This window comes from Serratia sp. (in: enterobacteria) (assembly GCF_046715635.1).
Lineage (GTDB): Bacteria > Pseudomonadota > Gammaproteobacteria > Enterobacterales > Enterobacteriaceae > Chania.
In genome coordinates, this window is the sequence record NZ_JBKJYW010000345.1 from 1 (window position 1) to 2917 (window position 2917).

The 2917-nt window shown below is 49.7% G+C and carries 8 protein-coding genes; 5 read left to right on the forward strand and 3 right to left on the reverse strand.

What is annotated here, in order from left to right; all coding sequences use genetic code 11:
• From ACLQ7H_RS18195 to ACLQ7H_RS18215, 5 genes are all read left to right on the forward strand, one after another.
• Window positions 1–147: DUF481 domain-containing protein (locus ACLQ7H_RS18195; RefSeq protein ID WP_411753876.1), on the forward strand; the 147-nt coding region annotated here is incomplete at its 5' end.
• Window positions 148–426: 279 nt separating this feature from the next.
• Window positions 427–645: an HP1 family phage holin gene (locus ACLQ7H_RS18200; protein ID WP_021808134.1), complete on the forward strand. Its 219-nt coding sequence runs from the start codon at window positions 427–429 to the stop codon at window positions 643–645.
• Window positions 629–1183 carry a lysozyme gene (locus ACLQ7H_RS18205; protein WP_411753871.1) on the forward strand — a complete coding sequence of 185 codons (555 nt, stop codon included), beginning with the start codon at window positions 629–631 and terminating at the stop codon, window positions 1181–1183. Before ACLQ7H_RS18200 ends, ACLQ7H_RS18205 begins: the two co-directional genes overlap by 17 nt.
• 58 nt (window positions 1184–1241) lie before the next feature.
• The gene (locus ACLQ7H_RS18210; protein WP_411753872.1) at window positions 1242–1460 is read left to right on the forward strand and encodes a DNA-binding transcriptional regulator; all 219 of its coding nucleotides are present in this window, start codon (window positions 1242–1244) and stop codon (window positions 1458–1460) included.
• A 131-nt stretch (window positions 1461–1591) separates the two neighbouring features.
• Window positions 1592–2239 carry a helix-turn-helix domain-containing protein gene (locus ACLQ7H_RS18215; RefSeq protein ID WP_411753873.1) on the forward strand — a complete coding sequence of 216 codons (648 nt, stop codon included), beginning with the start codon at window positions 1592–1594 and terminating at the stop codon, window positions 2237–2239.
• On the opposite strand, the gene ACLQ7H_RS18220 is transcribed toward ACLQ7H_RS18215, so the two are convergent.
• From ACLQ7H_RS18220 to ACLQ7H_RS18230, 3 genes are all read right to left on the reverse strand, one after another.
• Window positions 2236–2523, reverse strand: coding sequence for a VOC family protein (locus ACLQ7H_RS18220; protein WP_411753874.1), 288 nt, complete (start codon window positions 2521–2523; stop codon window positions 2236–2238). The genes ACLQ7H_RS18215 and ACLQ7H_RS18220 overlap by 4 nt on opposite strands.
• Window positions 2486–2617 (reverse strand): VOC family protein, encoded by a 132-nt coding sequence (locus tag ACLQ7H_RS18225; RefSeq protein WP_411753875.1) that lies wholly within the window; start codon window positions 2615–2617, stop codon window positions 2486–2488. The genes ACLQ7H_RS18220 and ACLQ7H_RS18225 overlap by 38 nt, the downstream gene beginning before the upstream one ends.
• A gap of 213 nt (window positions 2618–2830) precedes the next feature.
• Window positions 2831–2917 (reverse strand): 50S ribosomal protein L19 (locus ACLQ7H_RS18230; RefSeq protein ID WP_411753877.1); only part of this gene is annotated, 87 nt, incomplete at its 5' end.

Sequence of the window (2917 nt, forward strand, 5' to 3'; positions counted from 1 at the left end):
AACTCCGAAACCGCGTTAAACGTCGCCATCAATAACGACTTCGCCCTACGGCTGGCCTACACGGTGGTCTACAACACCAAACCACCTGCCTCGGCGCCGAAAAATACCGATACCACGACTTCAGTCACGCTGGTGTACGGTTTGTAATCTCGTCTTACAGCTCCGCGCAGTCCTTCTCTAAGCCCATAATTAATGGGCTTTTTTTATGCCCATTCCCGTATTTTCTAATTTGCTAAAAATAGTCCTATCCTTGCTTGACGACTTTAGCATTTTGATTAATACTGTATGCATATACAGTAATTATTACTAAGGTAAAAACCATGATAAACCCGGCAAATGAGGCCAGTATCGACCCGCTTATCGTGGCCGACCGTCGCGTTATCCTACAAAACAATCCGCTGCGACAGCAGATGTGGGGTTAATAGGATGGAGAGATTAACCTCATTCATTACCTACTCCGCAGCGCTGTTTCTCGCCTGGCTTGGCAAGCTCTCACCGCAGGATGTGGCCTTTCTGATCGGCGCAGCCGTAGGGATCGGCACCTTCCTGGTTAATTGGTACTACAGACGCAAGAGTCTGGAGATCCTCAAAAGCATCGAACGCGATGCGGCAGCACGGAGACTTTTTGATGAACTCAATCGTTAAACGTTGCAGCGCCCTGGCCATTCTGGCGATCGCCATGCTGCTACCGCAGGCCGATCGGATTAATACTTCCGAACAAGGGCTGTACCTGATTGCCGATTTTGAAGGATGTCAGTTAACCCCTTATCAATGCAGCGCAGGGGTTTGGACACAAGGTGTCGGCCATACGGCCGGAGTTATTCCAGGTAAATCCATCACGCCAATGCAGGCGGCAGAAAACCTGCTGGAAGATATTCGCCTGGTGGAGAAGCGCATGGCGGCCTGTCTGCCACGGCAGATGCCTCAGGCCACTTATGATGCCGTCATGGCATTTGCCTTTAACGTCGGTACGGGGGCCGCCTGCCGCTCTACCCTGGTTTATTTCCTTAACCATGGCCAATGGCAACAGGCTTGCGATCAGTTACCACGCTGGATTTATGTCAATGGCGTCAAAAACAGCGGGCTGGAACGCCGCCGCACTGCCGAACGTAAGCTGTGCCTACAGGGCCTCAGCACACCGAACACCACCAGTTTCCCAGGGAAAGAACAGCTCGCTCGGTGACTTTTTTGAGCCAAAGCTGACGAATAGTTTTTCACCGTTTTATCAAGAGGGGGTCTCTATGATGCATTGTCCACTGTGCGGTAGCGTGGCACACACTCGCTCCAGTCGCTATCTGAGTGAGTCGACCAAAGAACGCTATCACCAATGCCGTAATATTAACTGCAGCTGTACCTTTGCCACCCATGAATCCGTGGCCCGGGTCATCGTTTCACCCGGCGACATCATTCCTGCGCAGCCTCACCCGCAAGAAGGCAAACAACGCGTCGCAGCGATGTAATGAAAAAGGGGATTGCCATCAGGTAATCCCCCTGGTTTCAAAGTAATGTCACCGGAATGGCGATAATCCAACAAGAGGGAATAGATGGTAAGCTTAGGAAAACAGAGTCGTTTAGATGATAGGAAGATCAAATGCAACAGCTTATCTTGGAGCACTGGAATTTTTATTCGCCAAAAACGACGCATCAAATTGTTGTTCCTGATGGCTGTCGGGATTTAATTTTCCTGACAGACAGGAATGGACAACAAGAGATAAAAATCACAGAGATCGACACCTGTGCTTATGGCGTGGAAAGCACCGCGGGGGACCATTATGAGGGTTTCAGGTTCCGGCCAGATTGTGTTATCGATGAGGACAAGTTATTCCATTACCTCAACGCTTCCCAATTAACACCAGACCATCCAACATTACTGTCTATCATTCACGATACCGTTCGGGTGGAAACACAGCTTGCCGAAACAATGCAGTCGTTACGGCTTGCCGACTCTCTGACTCAGGCAAGCCAGGAGTTGGGGGTCAGCGTTCGTACTCTGGAACGGCTGGTGAAAAGTAAAACAGGCAAGAGCCCGTTATTCTGGCTTCGGCTATTACGGATGAGAAGAACCGCATCCACGTTATTAGCCTGCGAACACCTGTCCCTGACGGAGGTCGCGCTAGACAACGGCTATTGTGATCAGTCACACATGAGCAGGGAATTCCAGCACTGGTTGGGGATTACGCCTGCTGCGCTCTGTAGCAATGTTCATTGGCAGCAAGCGTTTGGTGAAGGCTACGATTAACCCATTGCCGAACAGATCTCGACGAGATTATGCTCCGGATCTGCCACATAGCATATCGTTTGCCCCCAAGGCATATGCTGAACATCTTCTACTAGCACCGCACCGGCATCCAGTGCTTTTTTCAGTGCTTTCGGTACATCGTCGGTGGTGAAGGCAATTTCAAATACCGGTTGGTTATAGTCACTTTTAGCGCTCTTTTTACCCATTCCAGCCAGAAGTGTTCTTGAGCAGAATGACAAACGTGTGTCACCGGTCGCCAATTCTCCCCCAATCCCCACCTTCATGCAAACAATGGATCTCAAAACCAAAGGCTTTATGATAAAAATCCAACGTTTGTTGTACGTCATCAACATATAAAATCGTGTAGGCAAATTGCATTGCATGCGCTCCATTCAGTTGTCAATGGCGGTAGTTTTACAAATCAATCTTTCCGTGTATTGGATAAACACGACAGGCGAAAAACCAAGTTGGGCCGCCGTAGTCAAAGAACCGCGACTGTCAGGGCACTACGCGCCATGCCCGGCGCACCATAAAAAAAGGGGATTACCATTACGGTAATCCCCTTATCACTATTAACTTTTGGATGCAGCGTTAGTTAACGCGGTTCAGACGCTCTTTGATACGAGCAGACTTACCGGTACGCTCACGCAGGTAGTACAGTTTGGCTTTACGAACGGC

Coding starts and splice junctions, on each gene's coding strand:
- ACLQ7H_RS18200 (WP_021808134.1), top strand. CDS start 427: ATGGAGAGATTAACCTCATTCATTACCTACTCCGCAGCGCTGTTTCTC.
- ACLQ7H_RS18205 (WP_411753871.1), top strand. CDS start 629: ATGAACTCAATCGTTAAACGTTGCAGCGCCCTGGCCATTCTGGCGATC.
- ACLQ7H_RS18210 (WP_411753872.1), top strand. CDS start 1,242: ATGATGCATTGTCCACTGTGCGGTAGCGTGGCACACACTCGCTCCAGT.
- ACLQ7H_RS18215 (WP_411753873.1), top strand. CDS start 1,592: ATGCAACAGCTTATCTTGGAGCACTGGAATTTTTATTCGCCAAAAACG.
- ACLQ7H_RS18220 (WP_411753874.1), bottom strand. CDS start 2,523: ATGAAGGTGGGGATTGGGGGAGAATTGGCGACCGGTGACACACGTTTG.
- ACLQ7H_RS18225 (WP_411753875.1), bottom strand. CDS start 2,617: ATGCAATTTGCCTACACGATTTTATATGTTGATGACGTACAACAAACG.